General features: G+C 63.9%; 16 protein-coding genes. 3 read left to right on the forward strand and 13 right to left on the reverse strand.

The genetic code is table 11. The features are described from left to right. Positions 1–22: 22 nt before the first annotated feature. From QCE73_RS12030 to QCE73_RS12065, 8 genes are all read right to left on the reverse strand, one after another. Positions 23–1,294, reverse strand: a complete 1,272-nt coding sequence (locus QCE73_RS12030) for a glutamate-5-semialdehyde dehydrogenase (protein WP_309881369.1) — start codon at positions 1,292–1,294, stop codon at positions 23–25. A 109-nt stretch (positions 1,295–1,403) separates the two neighbouring features. Beyond that, positions 1,404–2,495, reverse strand: a complete 1,092-nt coding sequence (holA, locus tag QCE73_RS12035) for a DNA polymerase III subunit delta (RefSeq protein ID WP_309881370.1) — start codon at positions 2,493–2,495, stop codon at positions 1,404–1,406. A gap of 19 nt (positions 2,496–2,514) precedes the next feature. Then, positions 2,515–3,117 (reverse strand): LPS assembly lipoprotein LptE, encoded by a 603-nt coding sequence (gene lptE / locus QCE73_RS12040; RefSeq protein WP_309881371.1) that lies wholly within the window; start codon positions 3,115–3,117, stop codon positions 2,515–2,517. Beyond that, a complete protein-coding gene (gene leuS / locus QCE73_RS12045; RefSeq protein WP_309881372.1) occupies positions 3,117–5,711 on the reverse strand; it encodes a leucine--tRNA ligase in 2,595 nt (864 codons plus the stop codon). The genes lptE and leuS overlap by 1 nt, the downstream gene beginning before the upstream one ends. Before the next feature lie 191 nt (positions 5,712–5,902). After that, positions 5,903–6,343, reverse strand: a complete 441-nt coding sequence (locus QCE73_RS12050; protein ID WP_035507629.1) for a biopolymer transporter ExbD — start codon at positions 6,341–6,343, stop codon at positions 5,903–5,905. A 10-nt stretch (positions 6,344–6,353) separates the two neighbouring features. Continuing rightward, the gene (locus QCE73_RS12055) at positions 6,354–7,019 is read right to left on the reverse strand and encodes a MotA/TolQ/ExbB proton channel family protein (RefSeq protein WP_035507633.1); all 666 of its coding nucleotides are present in this window, start codon (positions 7,017–7,019) and stop codon (positions 6,354–6,356) included. A gap of 15 nt (positions 7,020–7,034) precedes the next feature. Beyond that, positions 7,035–7,832 (reverse strand): 4-hydroxy-tetrahydrodipicolinate reductase, encoded by a 798-nt coding sequence (gene dapB, locus QCE73_RS12060; RefSeq protein WP_309881374.1) that lies wholly within the window; start codon positions 7,830–7,832, stop codon positions 7,035–7,037. Positions 7,833–7,952: 120 nt separating this feature from the next. Then, positions 7,953–8,753 (reverse strand): outer membrane protein assembly factor BamE, encoded by an 801-nt coding sequence (locus tag QCE73_RS12065; RefSeq protein WP_035507639.1) that lies wholly within the window; start codon positions 8,751–8,753, stop codon positions 7,953–7,955. A 175-nt stretch (positions 8,754–8,928) separates the two neighbouring features. Here QCE73_RS12065 and fur point away from each other — a divergent pair, with 175 nt between their 5' ends. Further along, positions 8,929–9,357: a ferric iron uptake transcriptional regulator gene (fur, locus tag QCE73_RS12070; protein WP_035507641.1), complete on the forward strand. Its 429-nt coding sequence runs from the start codon at positions 8,929–8,931 to the stop codon at positions 9,355–9,357. Between the two features lie 143 nt (positions 9,358–9,500). Here the strand turns inward: fur and QCE73_RS12075 are convergent, their stop codons facing one another. From QCE73_RS12075 to QCE73_RS12085, 3 genes are read right to left on the reverse strand one after another with little or no spacing between them, the layout of a single operon-like run. Next, positions 9,501–10,010, reverse strand: coding sequence for an ureidoglycolate lyase (locus QCE73_RS12075; protein WP_309881375.1), 510 nt, complete (start codon positions 10,008–10,010; stop codon positions 9,501–9,503). Further along, entirely contained in the window at positions 10,007–11,017 is a 1,011-nt protein-coding gene (gene alc, locus QCE73_RS12080; RefSeq protein WP_238288306.1) for an allantoicase, read from the reverse strand. The genes QCE73_RS12075 and alc overlap by 4 nt, the downstream gene beginning before the upstream one ends. A gap of 25 nt (positions 11,018–11,042) precedes the next feature. Further along, positions 11,043–12,368: a C4-dicarboxylate transporter DctA gene (locus QCE73_RS12085; protein WP_309881376.1), complete on the reverse strand. Its 1,326-nt coding sequence runs from the start codon at positions 12,366–12,368 to the stop codon at positions 11,043–11,045. Between the two features lie 228 nt (positions 12,369–12,596). On the opposite strand from QCE73_RS12085, the gene QCE73_RS12090 reads away from it, so the two are divergent. Continuing rightward, entirely contained in the window at positions 12,597–13,289 is a 693-nt protein-coding gene (locus tag QCE73_RS12090) for a FadR/GntR family transcriptional regulator (RefSeq protein ID WP_035507653.1), read from the forward strand. Between the two features lie 111 nt (positions 13,290–13,400). Beyond that, complete coding sequence (locus QCE73_RS12095; RefSeq protein WP_035507656.1) at positions 13,401–13,790, forward strand: hypothetical protein; 390 nt, start codon at positions 13,401–13,403, stop codon at positions 13,788–13,790. Positions 13,791–13,875: 85 nt separating this feature from the next. Here QCE73_RS12095 and gap read toward each other — a convergent pair whose 3' ends face one another. Continuing rightward, complete coding sequence (gene gap / locus QCE73_RS12100; protein WP_035507658.1) at positions 13,876–14,886, reverse strand: type I glyceraldehyde-3-phosphate dehydrogenase; 1,011 nt, start codon at positions 14,884–14,886, stop codon at positions 13,876–13,878. A 49-nt stretch (positions 14,887–14,935) separates the two neighbouring features. Continuing rightward, positions 14,936–16,981 (reverse strand): transketolase, encoded by a 2,046-nt coding sequence (gene tkt / locus QCE73_RS12105; protein ID WP_309881381.1) that lies wholly within the window; start codon positions 16,979–16,981, stop codon positions 14,936–14,938. Between the last annotated feature and the right edge of the window lie 29 nt (positions 16,982–17,010).

Consider the following 17,010-nt stretch of genomic DNA (forward strand, 5'->3'; position numbering starts at 1 on the left):
CGTTCTTCTTGTTCGAGCCTGCTTATTGACGGACTTCGCCGCGCCCCAGCACCACGTACTTGAGCGATGTCAGCCCTTCCAGACCGACCGGGCCGCGCGCGTGCAGCTTGTCGTTCGAAATGCCGATCTCCGCGCCGAGACCGAATTCGAAGCCGTCGGCGAAGCGCGTCGATGCGTTCACCATCACGCTCGCCGAATCCACTTCGCGCAGGAAGCGCATGGCGCGGTCGTGATCTTCGGTGACGATCGCGTCGGTGTGATGCGAGCCGTAGGCGTTGATATGGTCGATGGCTTCATCGAGGCCGCCGACGATCTTGATCGCCAGCACCGGCGCGAGATATTCCGTGCTCCAGTCTTCTTCGGTCGCATCGACGAGCCCGCCGATCTTCGCCGCTTCGAGCACGGCGCGCGCTTGCCCGTCCACGCGCAGTTCGACTTCTTTCGCCTGATACGCGCGGGCGAGTTGCGGCAGCGCCTGTTGCGCGATGCCGCGCGCGACGAGCAGCGTTTCCATCGTGTTGCAGGTGCCATAACGATGCGTCTTCGCGTTGTCGCAGATGACCGCTGCCTTGTCGAGATCCGCGCGATCGTCCACGTACACGTGACAGATGCCGTCGAGGTGCTTGATCATCGGCACGCGCGATTCTTCCATCAGTCGCGCGATCAGGCTCTTGCCGCCGCGCGGCACGATCACGTCGACGAATTCGGTCATCGTGATGAGCTTGCCGACCGCCGCGCGATCCGCCGTCCCGACGACCTGCACCGCGTCCTGCGGCAAGCCCGCGGCTTCCAGCCCGACGCCGATCAGCTTCGCGAGCGCCGTGTTGCATTCGAGCGCCTCGGAGCCGCCGCGCAGAATGGTCGCGTTGCCGGATTTGAGGCACAGCGCGGCTGCGTCGATGGTCACGTTCGGCCGCGATTCGTAGATGATGCCGATCACGCCGAGCGGCACGCGCATCTGACCGACCTGAATGCCGCTCGGACGGAATTTGAGCCCGCTGATTTCGCCGATCGGATCGGCCAGCGCAGCCACTTGTCGCAAGCCTTCGACCATCGTATCGATTGCTTTATCCGAGAGCGTCAGGCGGTCGATGAACGCAGCATCGTGGCCCTTCTCGCGCGCGCGTGCGAGGTCGCGGCCGTTCGCTTCCTTGAGCGCTTCACGCTCGCGTTCGATGGCGTCCGCCACCGCGTTGAGCGCCGCATTTTTCGCCGCCGTCGACGCCCGCGCCATCGCGCGCGACGCCGTGCGCGCGCGTCGGCCGAGGTCGGTCATGTATTGATCGATGTTCATCGTGAGTCTCTTCCGTGATCCGCTTTCTTGAGCCGCTTTCAGGGCCGAAGCGTCAGTGCATTCATTCTAAGCTGTTGCGTGGATTGCAACAGCCTGTGACAGAAGCGTTCTAGCGACGCGGTCGTGGTGCTGGCGCGGCCTGCCCCGGCTTGCCGCCGTGCGCGACCGCCATCGCGAGTTCGAACATGCCAGCCCACGGGTCCGGCGGTGGCTCGCTGCCGCGCTTTCCGCTGCTTCCGGAGAGCCCTTTCACCTGACGATCCAGCCGCGCCGCGAGCGACAGCGCCTTTTCCAGCGCTTCGTCCGTCACGCGCGAGAGCGCCGGGCCGATCAGCCGTTCGCGCGGGCCCCACACGCGGTTCTCGCGCATGAGCGTGGCGAGCGGCTTGCCCGCCGCGACGCCGCGCTTGATGCGCAATAGCGTGCGCACTTCCTCGACGAGCGCCCACAGCACGAGCACGGCGGCTTCGCCCTCGCCCTTCAGGCCGTCGAGCATGCGCGCGAGGCGACCGACATCGCCTGTCAGCATCGCTTCGTTGAGCTTGAACACGTCGTAGCGCGCGACGTTCAGCACGGCGTCGTGGATCTGCTCGAACGTGAGCACGCCCTCGGGATACAGCAGACCGAGCTTCTGGATTTCCTGATGCGCGGCGAGCAGATTGCCTTCCACCCGTTCCGCGATGAACGACAGCGCGCGCCGCCCTTCCTCGCCGGGCGCGACGCGCTGCCCTTGCTGCGCGAGCCGCTGGCCGACCCACATCGGCAATTGCGCGCGTTCGACCGGATCGATCTTCAGTGCGACGCCCGCGCCGAGCAGCGCCGTGAACCACGCCGATTTCTGCGTCGCGCCGTCGAGACGCGGCAGCGTGACGAGCGTCACGGCGTCCGGATTATCGGCGCCGGCGAGCGTCTTGAGCGCTTCCGCGCCTTCCTTGCCGGGCTTGCCGGTCGGAATGCGCAGTTCGATCAGCTGACGGTCGCCGAACAGCGACATCGACTGCGTCGCGCCGATGAGCGCGCTCCAGTCGAAACCGCGCTCGACAGTGAACACCGTGCGATCCGTGAAGCCGCCCGCGCGCGCGGTAGCCCGGATGCGATCGCACGCTTCCTGCGCGAGCAGATGCTCGTCGCCGTAGACGACGTACAGCCCCTTCAGGCCTTTCGCGAGGTGCGCTTCGAGCGCGTCGAGCTTCAGTTGCATGATGCTGGCGAGCGCGCGATCAGAGCGGCGGCACCGGCAGCGGCGCGCGCGGCGCGACGCCCGGCGTCTGCTCGCCCGGCGCCGGATGCAGCGAACGCACTGTCGCGAGACGGCGGGTCAACTGGTCGACGGCGTCGATGCGCATGTCGTTGTAAAGCAGCACGGATTCCTGGCCCTTTGCAAGCGTGTATTGATCGCTGTAGGTCATCGAACGATTCAATACGATGGCGCTCGGCGGAATCAGCAGCGTGCCGTCCGCGCCCATCAGCGAGTAATTCACGCTGTACACGAGCTCGTATTCCTGCACGACGCCCTGCGCGTTCAGGCTCAGCGTGCGCAGGCCCGTCCCTTCGGACAAATTGAGCGTCGCGTCCGGCTTCTCGAAAGGCTTGACGATAACCGTGTCGCTGCCGCCCTGAACCATGCGTTCGAGGCGCGCGACCATCTGCGGCGCGCCGCCTGTGATCGCGAGCCGCTTGAACGCATAGTCCTGCTGCCCACGCAGTTGGAAGCCGCATGCCGACAGCGCGGCCGCGCCGCCCACGAGCGCAAGGAACGAGCGCCTGCTTACGCCTTTCTCGACGGCTTTCCCGGTCACATCGACTCCCCTGGTTTTGCGCATCAGACGACCACGTTGACGAGACGCCCCGGCACCACGATCACCTTCTTCGGCGCGCGGCCCTCCGAAAACTTTGCAAACATTTCGTGCGCGATCGCGGCCTTTTCGATGGTTTCCCGCGATGCATCCTTCGCAACCGTCAGCGCGCCGCGTACCTTGCCGTTCACCTGCAACACGAGCTCGATCTCCGATTGCTCGAGCGCGGCCTCGTCGACCTTCGGCCAGGGCGCGTCGAGCAGCGGGCCGAATTCCTTCTCGTAGCCGAGCTCCGACCACAACTGGAACGTCACGTGAGGCACGACCGGATACAGCACGCGCAGCAGCACGCCGAAGGTTTCATTCAACACGCCGACGCCCGCGTTCTTCGCGCCATCGACCGCGTTGAGCATCTTCATCGCCGCGGACACCACCGTGTTGTACTGCAGGCGGCCGTAGTCGAAATCGGCCTGCTTGAGCACGGTGTAGATTTCGCGGCGCAGCGTTTTGTCCGTATCGCTGAGGGCCGATACATCGAGCTTCGCGTGCTGGCGCAGCGCATCGGCGTTGTCGTGCGCGAAATGCCACACGCGGCGCAGGAAGCGGCTCGCGCCTTCCACGCCCGCGCCCGACCATTCGAGCGACTGCTCCGGCGGCGCTGCGAACATCACGAAGAGGCGCGCGGTATCCGCACCGTACTGATCGATCAGCGTTTGCGGATCGACGCCGTTGTTCTTCGACTTCGACATCTTCTCGACGCCGCCGAGCACGACCGGCTGACCGTCGGCGTTGAGCGTCGCGCCGGTCGGACGGCCCTTGTCATCGTGCGCGACGGTGACGTCGAGCGGGTTGTACCAGGTCTTCTTGCCAGCCGCGTCTTCGCGATAGAACGTTTCGTTCAGCACCATGCCCTGCGTGAGCAGATTCTTCGCGGGCTCGCCGAACTTGATGAGGCCCATGTCGCGCATGACCTTCGTCCAGAAACGCGAATACAACAGGTGAAGAATCGCGTGCTCGATGCCGCCGATGTACTGATCCATCGGCATCCAGTAATCGGTGCGCTCGTCGACCATCGTCTGCGCGTCCGGCGCGCTGTAGCGCGAGAAGTACCAGGACGAATCGACGAAAGTGTCCATCGTGTCGGTTTCGCGCTTCGCCGCCGCGCCGCATTTCGGGCACGCGCAATTCAGGAACGCTTCGGACTTCGCGAGCGGATTGCCCGATCCGTCCGGCACGAGGTCTTCCGGCAGCACAACGGGCAGATCCTTTTCCGGCACCGGCACGTCGCCGCAGCTCGGGCAATGGATGATCGGAATCGGCGTGCCCCAGTAACGCTGGCGCGAGATGCCCCAGTCGCGCAGACGCCAGGTGATCTGCTTGTCGCCGAAGTCCTTCGCCTTGAGGTCGGCGGCGATCGCGTCGATCGCTTCCTCGGTGGTCATGCCGTCGTACTTGCCGCTGTTGATGAGACGGCCCGCGGTCTTGTCGCCGTACCACTCTTCCCAGGCATCGGTCGAATAGGGCTTGCCTTCGATGTCGATCACCTGATTGATGGCCAGGCCGTACTTCTTCGCGAAGGCGAAATCGCGCTCGTCGTGCGACGGCACGCCCATCACCGCGCCTTCGCCGTAGGACATCAGCACGTAATTGCCGATCCAGACTTCGACCTGCGCGCCCGTCAGCGGATGCGTGACGAAAAAGCCCGTGGGCACGCCCTTCTTTTCCATCGTGGCGACATCGGCTTCCGCCACGCCGCCGCGCTTGCATTCGTCGATGAACGCCTGCAACTCCGCATTGTCGCGCGCGAGGCGCGTGGCGAGCGGATGTTCCGCCGCGACTGCCGCGAACGTGACGCCCATGATGGTGTCGGCGCGCGTGGTGAAGACGCGCAGCAGTTTCGCTTCGCCGTCGATTTCATACGGAAAACCGAAGTTCACGCCGAAGCTCTTGCCGATCCAGTTCTGCTGCATGATCTTGACGCGCTCGGGCCAGCCAAGGCCTTCGAGATCGTCGAGCAACTGGTCCGCGTAATCGGTGATGCGCAGGTAGTACATCGGGATTTCGCGCTTTTCGACGAGCGCGCCCGAGCGCCAGCCGCGCCCATCGATGACCTGCTCGTTCGCGAGCACGGTCTGATCGACCGGGTCCCAGTTCACCGTGCCGGTCTTCTTGTACGCGATGCCCTTTTCCAGCATCTTCAGGAACAGCCACTGGTTCCACTTGTAGTAATCCGGCGAGCACGTGGCGACTTCGCGCGACCAGTCGATGGCGAGGCCCATCGACTGCATCTGCTTCTTCATGTACGCGATGTTCTCGTACGTCCACTTCGCCGGCGGCACGTTGTTCGCCATCGCCGCGTTCTCGGCGGGCATGCCGAACGCGTCCCAGCCCATCGGCATCAGCGTGTTGTGACCGTTCATGCGCAGATAACGGTACATCACGTCGTTGATGGTGTAGTTGCGCACGTGACCCATGTGCAGCTTGCCCGACGGATACGGCAGCATCGAGACGCAATAGAACTTGGGCTTGGCCGACGTCTCGGTCGTCCGGTAGACATCGTTCGCGCGCCAGTTGCTCTGCGCGGCGGATTCGACGTCGGCGGGTACGTATTTATCGTGCATGGTGTGGTTTGGCTTTCGGCAAATGCTGGGAACGGACATTGGAACCAGCCGCATCGATATGAGCGACGAGTCCAGGCGCTGCGGCATTGCTGACACGGCGCGGCGTCGGAATTCGGGTCTGCTGGCTTCTGCAAGGCCCGCCGAACGGGGAAATCGCGATTATACCGTTCGATGCGCGGCAACTCGCGCGCTTATCGCGCGGGCGCCTGTGCCTGCGACCGCGCGGGCTGCGTGACGAAGCCGATGCGCTCCAGCCCCGCCTGCTGCGCCGCGCCCATTACCTGCGCGATGATTTCGTAGCGCGTCGCGCTCGACGCCCGCAAATGCAGCTCGGGCTTTTGCGCCGTCTTGCCCGCATCGGCGAAACGCGCGCGCATCTGATCGAAGCTGACCGGCGTGTCGTTCCAGAAGAGCTTGCCGGCGTCGTCGATGGAAAGCGTGATGGTTTGCGGCGTCTCGCGCGCGGGCTGCGACGCGACTTTCGGCAGATCCAGCCGGATCGCGTGCGTGAAAAGCGGCGCCGTGATGATGAAGATGACGAGCAGAACGAGCATGACGTCGATGAGCGGCGTCATGTTGATGTCGGCCATCGGCTGGCCGTTGGATTTCTTGTCGAGTCCGCCGAAGGCCATCGCCGCGCGCCTATTCGGCCGGACCGCAGACGAACGCGTGCAGATCGTGCGCGAAGCCGTCGAGCTCCTCGGAAATCTGCCGCACGTAGCGGCCGAGCACGTTGTACGCGAGCACGGCGGGAATCGCGACGACCAGCCCGAACGCCGTCATGATGAGCGCCTCGCCGACCGGCCCGGCGACGTTTTCGATCATCGCCTGTCCGCTCGACGCGATGCTGACCAGCGCGTGATAAATGCCCCACACGGTGCCGAGCAGGCCGACGAACGGCGCCGTGCTGCCCACCGATGCGAGCAGAACCTGGCCGAATTCGAGTCTGCGTTGCGAGCGGAGCAACGCATGACGCAGCGCGCGCAGGACGCGTTCGCTGCGCTCCACGCGAGCGAGCAGCGCGCCCGGCATTTCAGCTTCCGATGCGCGCCACGCGGCTTCGGCGAGCGGCAGAAACACACGCTCGCGATCGGCGCGCTGCAATGCGCCGATCCCGTCTTTCAGACTGGGCGCCTGCCAGAAACGCTGCAGCGCACGCGGGCCTTGCCATTTCGCACGCGCGAGAATCCACGCCTTCACGAGCAGGAAGCACCAGCTCGCGAGCGACATCGCGAGCAGCAAGCCCGCGACCGCGTGCGTCACGGCATCGCCGGATTGCAGATAGTGGATAACGCCCGTTGCGGCCATCGTCGCGAAGATGAATCAGCGCAGGCCGAGGACGTCCTGCATGTCGAAGAAGCCCTTGTCGTGCCCTTGCAGGAAGCGCGCGGCGCGCAGCGCGCCTTGCGCGTAGGACAGACGGCTCGCCGACTTGTGCGTGATCTCGATACGCTCGCCGATGCCCGCGAAGAGCACCGTGTGATCGCCGACGATATCGCCGCCGCGAATCGCCGAGAAGCCGATAGTCGACGGATCACGCTCGCCCGTCACGCCTTCGCGCGCGTACACGGCGCAGTCCTTCAGATCGCGGCCGAGCGCATGAGCGATCACCTCGCCCATCGCGAGCGCGGTGCCGGACGGCGCGTCCACCTTGTGCCGGTGATGCGCCTCGATGACTTCGATGTCGTAGCCCTGCGCGAAATGTTTCGCGGCGAATTCGAGCAGCTTCAGCGTGACGTTCACGCCGACGCTCATGTTCGGCGCGAACACGACGCCGATCTTCTCGCCCGCCTGCTTCAACTGCGCCTTCTGCTCGTCCGAGAAACCCGTCGTGCCGATGATCATCTTCACGTTGTGACGCAGCGCGGCTTCGAGATGCGCCATCGTGCCTTCGGGGCGCGTGAAGTCGATCAGACAATCGGCGTCGGCGAACACGCGCTCGATGTCGTCGGTCAGCAGAACGCCGGTGGTTTTGCCGAGGAATGCGCCCGCGTCCTGCCCGAGTTGCGGCACGCCGGGCCGGTCGAGCGCGCCGGCGAGTTGCGCTTCGGAATCGTTGAGAACGGTTTCGATCAGCATCCGGCCCATGCGGCCCGATGCCCCGGCGATGGCGATCTTCATGGCAGTCTCGTGTTGAACCGCGCGCAACAGGCGCGATGGATGATGCGGATTGGCGATGCGACTGAAGCGGCGCTGCGTGAAAACGCGCAGCGCGGCTTCAGCTTCAAACGGCTGAACTGCTTACTGGCTTTGCTGCGGCAGATAGAACTGCGCCTGGCCGCCCGCGTTGGCCGGCGCCGGCGATGTGGCCGCCGGACCGACCGCGCTGCTGTCCGGAATGTTGATCGTCTGCGGCCGGCGCTGCAATTGGATCTGCGAGTTGCTGCCGCTCTGGCCGCTCGATCCGGGCGCGCCACCCGCGGTCTGCGGCACGTTCGGCCGCACCGACGACTGCGTGCGGCCCGTCGGCATGTCCACCTGCGCCGTTGCGCGATTGGCTGCCTGCGCGGCTTGCTGATTGGCGTCGCCCGAGAATGCGGCTGCGGCGTTCGGCTGCGTGGACGGCTCGCCGGACGGCGCGGTCACAGCCGCCGTCGACGCCACCGCCGCCGATGCCGCCGCGGGCGCGGCCGCCTTCGCGACCTTGACGCCCTTGTCGCCGTCGATCTCCGCGAGCAGTTCGAGGTTGGACGGCAGATTCTCGCCGCCCGACCAGCTCACGACGCGATCGCTCGCGAAGTTCACGACGAAATCACGCTGCTGGACGATGGACGTCGATCCGCGTTTGAAATAGAACACATAGTCCCAGCGATCGGCGTGGAACATGTCGGTCAGAAGCGGCGTGCCCAGGAGCTGCTTCACCTGATCACGCGACATGCCGACCTGCATCTGGCTTGCCGCTTCCTGCGAAACGAAATTGCCTTGCACAACCGTGATCCGATACGGTGTGATGCTTTGCGCGATCTTCTGCGTGGCGCTGTCGTACGCCGAGCAGCCGGCGAGCAATGCGGCCAAGGTTGCTGCGATCACGGTTCCCCGCATGCGACGGCTCTCCCTGCAATTCGATAAAGATTTGGAAAACATTTCACCTTTCACGCGAGGCGCTCCGAGGTCGCGCTCTTTTCGTCCAATTCGCCTTGCGTCCTCACGGGATGTCGGGAATTGGAAAAACGCATTACTATGAGAACCTTGAATTGTACTCTAGGGATGCCTAGCCATGACCAATCCCGCCGATCTCAAAAATATCGGGCTCAAGGCGACCCTGCCCCGCCTCAAGATTCTCGAAATTTTTCAGCATAGCCCGGTGCGCCATCTGACCGCCGAAGACGTGTACCGAAGTCTGCTCAACGAAGAGCTCGATATCGGTCTCGCGACGGTTTATCGCGTGCTCACGCAGTTCGAGCAAGCCGGCTTGTTGTCGCGAAGCAATTTCGAATCGGGCAAGGCCGTGTTCGAGCTCAACGAGGGATCGCACCACGATCACCTCGTGTGCATCGACTGCGGCCGCGTGGAAGAGTTCTTCGATGCCGAGATCGAACGCCGTCAGCAATCGATCGCGAAGGATCGCGGCTTCAAGCTCCACGAGCATGCGCTCGCGCTGTACGGCGCATGCACGAAGGAAAACTGCCCGCACCGCAAGCATTGAGCTTCGCGCGCCGCGCTTAAGGCACGTGAATGTGAAAACCGCCGTCCATCGGTTCGATGGACGGCGGTTTCGTTTCGTCTATACGTTTCGAGTCTTGCGTCTGCGATCGATTCGCAGTTGCATTACGATTCGCGCGATGTGCCTCAGGCGGCGTGCACTTCGTGTTCGATCAACGTGTATCGCTCGGGCAGATCGATCTCGTCGCAATTCGGAAGATCGCCGCCGCGATCCACGACGATGAAATCCGCCGCCTTGTCGAGCACGATCAGCGGGTGATGCCACACGCCGCGCGCATAGTTCACGCCTTGCCAGCCGCATGCGTAAAACGCGCGCATCGCGGCGGGATCGAATTCGCCAGCGGGCGCGACGACCACGAGATAGCGCACGTCCGCGAGCGGCACGAACGCCTGACTGCCGAGCGGATGCCGCTCCATCATCGAGATCACGACGGGCTGCGGGCGCGGTTGGCCGCGAAACACGTTGATGAGCGGCCGCCCACCGCTCTCGAAACCGACCTCCACGTTGGCAAGATCGTGAAAGCGCTCCGTCGTGCCCGCGTTGATCGGAAAATGGCGCGCGCCTTCGAGTTCGATGACATCGCCGAACGGGGCGAAGGCTTCGCGCGTCAGCGGTTCCAGCGTCAGCGTTCTCATTCGATCTCTCCGAAGATGCGCAGCCGCGACACCCCGCCATCAGGATAGATATTGAAGCGCACGTGCGTCACCGGCCCGAGCGCGGCGATCTCGTTCTCGAAGCGATGCACGTTGTCCATCGAGAGCTTTTGTTCGCCGAGCAGCACGGGCCAGAACATCGCCTGCGTGACGAGCGACTCATCCGTGCCGCCTTCCACGCGCGCCGCCTGCAGCGAACAGCGATCCGGATAGTTGCCCTTGAAGTGCGCCGTATCGACTTCGATCGCGCGGATCACGCCGGGATTCGCCAGTGCGACGATCGCCCAGTCATTGCCCGGCTCGCGACGCCGGCGCGTTTCCCAGCCGTCGCCCATGTTCACGCCGCGTCCCGGCATCAGCATTTGCGACGCGGGACCGAAGTGCTGATTGTTCGCCGCAACGAGATACGCGCCGTTCTCGATCGCCGCGAGATCGAGCAGCGTGCCGCGTTCGACGCGCGAGAAATCCGTCTTCGGCTGTCCGTAGACGCGCAGCCGCGCGATGCCGCCATCGGGATAGATGTTCACGCGCAGATGCGTGTAGGCGCGCGTATCGCCGATCTCGACATAGTGATGATGATTGCCCTGCAGCGTCGTCGCCGGCACGATCTCGCGCCAGTCGCCGTCTTCCTGCGGATTGCCGCGTTCGCTGTAGCACGCTTCGATCGACGCAGCCGGCGGGAAATTGCCGGTGAAGTGGCTCGTGTCGATATCGATGCCGTGAATCACGCCCGCGCGCGCGAGCTTGACGATGCAGTAGTCGTAGCCCGTCGTGCGCTTGCGGCGCGTCTCCCAGCCGTCCATCCACTTGCCGTGCTCGTCGTACTTGCCGGGAATGAACACCGCGGGCTGCGGCTCCAGCATGCGCTCCTTCGGCGCGAAGAATTCGTCGGTGGCGAAGAGCGCCTGCGCGCCGAGCCGCGGGTCCGCGAGGTTCATGTAGCGGCGGGCGAAAGCGGGAGCGTCTGCGTCGAGAATCGGGTTGGCCATTTCAGTTTCCTTCGGTTGCGGTGAATCAGACTGCGTGTGCGTTTTCATGACCGTGACCGTGCGCGGGTTCCGGCGCGGCGGGCACGAAGCGGTATTCGGCGTCCTGGTCGAGCACGCGCTTGGCGCGCGCCCGGTCGATGTCTTTCTCCCACACGGCGACGACCACGGTCGCCACGCAGTTGCCGATCAGGTTGGTCACGGCACGCGCGATTCCGACGAACCAGTCGACCGGCAGAATCAGCACGAGGCCGAGCACGGGAATCGCGGGAATCGCGGAGAGCGTCGCGGCGAGAATCACGATGGCCGAGCCGGGAATGCCGTGCGCGCCCTTCGACGTCACCAGCGACACGAGCACGACGACGATCAGGTCATGCAGCGACAGCGGCGTGTTGGTCGCCTGCGCGATGAAGATCACCGCGAGCGTGAGATAGATCGAGAAGCCGTCGAGGTTGAACGAGTAGCCGGTCGGGATCACGAGACCGACGGTCGAATCCTTCACGCCCATCCATTCGAGCTTGCGCATGATCTGCGGGAGCACGGCATCCGATGAAGCCGTGCCGAGCACGATCGACAGTTCTTCACGCAGATAGCGAATGAGCTTGAAGATCGAGAAGCCCGCGAGGCGCATCACCACACCCAGCACGACGAAGACGAACAGGAAGCAGCTCGCGTAGAACACGATCACGAGCAGACCCAGTTGCTTGAGCGACGCGACGCCGTACTGGCCGGTCGTGAACGCGATCGCGCCCAGCACGCCGAGCGGCGCCAGCTTGATGATGAACGCCATGATGCGGAAGAACACGTTCGACAGTTCGTCGATGAAAACCGTCACGCGTTGCGCCTTGTCGCCGAGCATCGAGAGCGCCGAGCCGAAGAGGATCGCGAACACGAGCACTTGCAGGATGTCGCCCTTGGCGAAGGCATCGACGGCGGTGTCGGGGATGATCTTGAGCAGGAAGCCCGCGGTGTCCTTCAGGCTCTTCGCATGCTCGGTGTACGTGGCGAGCGACGCGGCATTGAGCGTATGCAAATCGATGTTCATGCCGACGCCGGGGCGCGTGATCCACGCGAGTATCGCGCCGATGATGAGCGCGAGCGTCGTCATGATCTCGAAGTAGACGACCGCCTTCAGCCCGACGCGCCCGACCTTCTTCAGATCGCCCGCGCTCGCCATGCCGCTCACGACGACGCAGAACACGATCGGCCCGATCACCATCTTGATGAGCTTCAGAAAGCCGTCGCCCAAGGGCCGCAACGATTGGCCGAACTGCGGAAACAGCGCGCCCACCACGATGCCGATAACCAACGCAATCATTACCCTGCCGAACAGCGAATTTAGAAATCTCGACACGACCGTCTCCTCGTGTAATGTCTCAGGACCCGAGCAACTGTTCCGACTGGTCGGACCAGTGCTGTGATGTGGAATATTAGAAAGCCGATATAACCCCGTCAAGGAAGCATTCGTAGCGGTATACCCTGTTCGGACCGGGCACGAAAATGCACGCGAAACGGTCGTTCACACGTGCGCGCGGCACGCGCATACAATGGCGGTCAGACCGGCCAATACTGTTTTCTTCCTATGAAAAACGTCCCGCATACCGTGACCGACGCCGCGATCGCGACCATCCGCGAGCGCATCGAATCGAGCATGTACCCGGTCGGGAGCTTGCTGCCGGCGCAAAGGCAACTATCCGAGGAACTGTCGATCAGCAGGGCATCGCTGCGCGAGGCGCTCTCGACGCTCGAAGCGCTCGGCATGCTGCATATCCGTCCGGGCAAGGGTGTCTACGTCAACAATGCGCAGGCGAGCACCGCGCATCCGTGGCGCTTCGCGGATCAGGCATCGCTGCCCGACACGTATCAGATGCGCTTCGCGCTGGAAGGATTCGTCGCGCGGCTCGCGGCGCATTCGATCGGCGATTCGGACATCGACTGGCTCGACGACAATCTCGATTCGCTGCACGGGGCGCTAACGGAATCGGCGCTCGAGGAAGCCGCGCAGCTGGACTTCGCGTTCCACATGCGCATCGTGAGTCTCGCGGGAAACGCGGCGATCGAATCGATCCTGCGCGGCAGCGCCGACATCATGAAGGAGAGCCAGCGTCTGCCGTTTTATCGGCGCGAACTGGTGCTGTCGACGTATCACGAGCACGCGATCATCATCGAAGCGTTGAAGGCGCGCGACGGAGAGAAAGCCGGCCGCGCAATCGAAGGGCACATCGTCAATGCGGCGCAGCGCGCGGGCGTGCATTTTCCTGTGCCGAACAGATAAAGCACGGCACTTCCCGATGGGTTCGCGGTCTCAGCAAGGGCCGTGCGTGATGGAGGTTTCTATCCGCTTGCGCTGCCCTGCAATTGGCGAACATCAAGAGGAGCAGCGTCGATGGACATGCAACAACTCGTTTCGGAATTTCTATCCTCGGAGCACGGCGCGCAGGCCACACAAGCGCTGACCGACCAGGGCTTCAGCCCCGAAGACAGCCAGCAAATGCTCGGCACCGCAGCGGAAACCGCGCACGCGCACGCCGAAGAGCAGAGTCAGGGCTTGCTCGGCGATCATCCCGGCAAAAGCTTTTTCGCCGCGTTCGCCGCAGGGCTCGTGCGGGGCGACGGCTTTCTGAAATCGATGGAAGAAGGTGGCGAAGGCGTACTCACGGGGCGCATCGCCGAATCGATCGCGGCGCGCATGGGAATCGATCCTGGCACGGCAGCCACGGTTGCGGCAGCGGCGACGCCGTACGTCGTGTCGTTCCTGCGGGAGAAGCTGGCGTAAAGCAGTAACGCAGACCGAAGCACCAAAAACAAAGCCGCTCCGAAGAGCGGCTTTGTCGTTTCAGCGGGCTGAAACCTGCGTCGCCTTACTTGGCGTTGGCAAGCGCGACAGCCGTATCCAGCATGCGGTTCGAGAAGCCCCACTCGTTGTCGTACCAGCTCGACACCTTCACGAGACGACCCGACACCTTCGTGAGCGTGGAATCGAACGTCGACGAAGCCGGGTTGTGGTTGTAGTCGATCGATACGAGCGGCGCATCGTTGTAGCCGAGCACGCCCTTCAGCGCGCCTTCCGACGCTTCCTTCATGATCTTGTTGACTTCCTCGACCGTCGTGTCGCGCGCGGCGATGAACGACAGATCGACCACCGACACGTTGATCGTCGGAACACGGATCGCGTAGCCATCCAGCTTGCCGTTCAGTTCCGGCAGCACGAGGCCGACAGCCGAAGCCGCGCCCGTCTTCGTCGGAATCTGGCTGTGCGTGGCCGAGCGCGCGCGGCGCAGGTCTTCGTGATACACGTCGGTCAGAACCTGATCGTTCGTGTAGGCGTGGATCGTGGTCATCAGACCGTTCACCAGACCGATCTTGTCGTTCAGCGGCTTGACCAAGGGAGCCAGGCAGTTCGTCGTGCACGATGCGTTCGAGATGACCGTGTCGGAAGCCTTCAGCACGTTGTGGTTCACGCCGTACACGATGGTCGCGTCCACATCCTTGCCGCCCGGCGCCGAGATGATGACCTTCTTCGCGCCGCCCTTGATGTGCGCGCTCGCCTTTTCCTTCGTCGTGAAGAAGCCCGTGCACTCCATCACCACGTCGACCTTCAGCTCGCCCCACGGCAGTTCCGCCGGGTTGCGGTTCGCCAGCACGCGAATCTTGTCGCCGTTGACGACGAGGTAATCGCCGTCCACCGACACTTCGCCCGGGAACTTGCCGTGCGCCGTGTCGTATTGCGTCAGGTGCGCGTTGGTCTTGGCATCGCCCAAGTCATTGATGGCGACGATCTCGATGTCATGCTTCTTGCCGTTCTCATAGAGGGCGCGCAGCGTGTTGCGGCCGATCCGGCCGTAGCCGTTGATTGCAACGCGAATCGTCATGGTCTATCTCCTTGGCTTAAAAAAAACCTTGCTTCGCTGAGATCAATGCTTACGCGGCGAGAACGGCCTTTGCCGTCTTGACCACGTTCTCCACCGTGAAGCCGAAATGCTTGAACAGCGCACCCGCCGGGGCCGACTCGCCGAACGTGTCGATGCCGACCACGCCGCCCTCGAGGCCCACGTACTTGCGCCAGAAATCCGTCACGCCCGCCTCGATCGCCACGCGCGCCACGCCCTTCGGCAGCACGCGCTCGCGGTATTCGGCGTCCTGCTTGTCGAAGACGTTCGTGCAGGGCATCGACACGATACGCGCGCCGATGCCGTCCTTCGCCAGCGCCTCGACCGCTTCCATCGCGAGCTGCACTTCCGAGCCGGTCGCGATGAGGATGATCTTGCGCGCGGGGATGTCGTCGTTCCAGTCGCGCAGCACGTAGCCGCCCTTCGCGATGTTGGCGATCTGAATGTCGTTGCGCGGCGAGAATTGCAGGTTCTGGCGGCTGAAGATCAGCGTCGACGGACCGTGATGCGCGATTGCATGCGTCCACGCGACAGCCGTTTCGACGGTATCCGCCGGGCGCCACGTCTGCAGATTCGGGATCAGGCGCAGGCTGGACACGTGCTCAATCGACTGATGCGTCGGACCGTCTTCACCGAGGCCGATGGAATCGTGCGTGTACACGAAGATCGAGCGCGACTTCATCAGCGCGGCGACGCGCAGCGCGTTGCGGCTGTAGTCCGAGAACGTCAGGAACGTGCCGCCGAACGGACGATAGCCGCCGTGCAGCGCGATGCCGTTGATGGCCGCGCTCATGCCGAACTCGCGCACGCCGTAATTGATGTGATTGCCCCACTGGATGCCCGAAGGATTCGCGTTTTCCGCGTCTCCTGCGGCACGCACCGCTTTGGAAGCCTTCCAGTTGGTGAGGTTCGAGCCGGTCAGGTCGGCCGAGCCGCCGAGCAGTTCCGGCAGCGCTGCCGCGAGACCTTCGATCGTGTTCTGCGACGCCTTGCGAGTCGCGACCGTTTCGCCCTTCTGGTTCGCATCCTCGATGATCTTCGCGGCCGCTTCCGCCCAGTTCGCCGGCAACTCACCGCTCATGCGGCGCGCGAATTCGGCGCCTTCGCCGGCGTACTTCGCCTTGTATGCGTCGAATGCCTTGTTCCACTCGGCTTCGGCGTGCGTGCCTTGTTCCTTCGCGTCCCACGCCGCATACACTTCCTGCGGAATTTCGAACGGACCATAGTTCCAGCCGATGGCCGCGCGCGTCGCCGCGATTTCCTTGTCGCCGAGCGGCGCGCCGTGCGCGTCGTGACCGCCCGCCTTCGTCGGCGCGCCCTTGCCGATGACCGTGCGGCAGCAGATCAAAGTGGGCTTGTCCGACTTCTTCGCGGCAGCGATGGCGGCATCGACCGCATCGACGTTGTGACCGTCCACCGCGCGGATCACGTTCCAGCCGTAGGCTTCGAAGCGCTTCGGCGTGTCGTCGTGGAACCAGTGCTCGACGTGGCCGTCGATCGAGATGCCGTTGTCGTCGTAAAGCGCGATCAGCTTGTTCAGCTTGAGCGTGCCCGCGAGCGAGCAGGCTTCGTGCGAGATGCCTTCCATCAGGCAGCCGTCGCCGAGGAACACGTACGTGTAATGGTCGACGATCTTCGCGTCAGCCTTGTTGAATTCAGCGGCGAGCAGCGCTTCGGCGAGCGCCATGCCGACCGCATTGCCGACGCCCTGGCCGAGCGGGCCGGTGGTCGTCTCGACGCCCGGCGTCATGCCGTACTCCGGATGGCCCGGCGTCTTCGAATGCAGCTGGCGGAAGTTCTTCAGTTCGCTCATCGGCAAGTCGTAGCCGGTGAGGTGCAGGAGCGAATACAGCAGCATCGAGCCGTGACCGTTCGACAGAACGAAACGGTCGCGATCGAACCAGTGCGGGTTCGTCGGGTTGTGCTTCAGATGGCGCGACCACAGCGCGACGCCGATTTCGGCCATGCCCATCGGCATGCCGGGGTGACCGGAATTGGCTTGTTGAACGGCGTCCATGGCGAGCGCGCGGATTGCGTTGGCCATGAGGGCGGTCTGGCTGGAGGTCGGGAGCGTCATGTCGAGTCTGGGCAGGTCCTGAAATGATC

Origin of the sequence: Caballeronia sp. LZ029, assembly GCF_031451275.1 — a bacterium.
GTDB classification, from domain to species: domain Bacteria; phylum Pseudomonadota; class Gammaproteobacteria; order Burkholderiales; family Burkholderiaceae; genus Caballeronia; species Caballeronia jiangsuensis.